The sequence below is a fragment of the Rhodoferax sp. U2-2l genome (assembly GCF_020594515.1).
Lineage (GTDB): Bacteria > Pseudomonadota > Gammaproteobacteria > Burkholderiales > Burkholderiaceae_C > Rhodoferax.
In genome coordinates, this window is record NZ_JAJCTH010000048.1 from 1 (window position 1) to 255 (window position 255).

The following is a 255-nucleotide window of genomic DNA, read 5'->3' on the forward strand; positions in this document are numbered from 1 at the left end:
GCGCTTATCTGTGGGCCTATGCTGCTGGTGCCTTTGAGGACACCAAGGCAGTGGTCTATGACTTCTGCGACAGCCGTGCCGGGGAGCATGCCAAACTGTTTCTGGGTGACTGGCGTGGCCACTTGGTGTGTGATGACTTCAGTGGCTACAAGCAACTGATGACACAGGGTGTCACCGAAGTGGGTTGTCTGGCGCATGCCCGGCGCAAGTTCTTTGATTTGCATGCCAGTAACAAGAGTCAGATTGCGCACAGTG

At 55.7% G+C, this 255-nt stretch carries 1 protein-coding gene; it reads left to right on the plus strand.

The window, feature by feature from the left end; genetic code table 11:
• The coding region (locus LHU53_RS19620) for an IS66 family transposase (protein ID WP_227334471.1) at positions 1 to 255 on the plus strand (255 nt) is incomplete at both ends.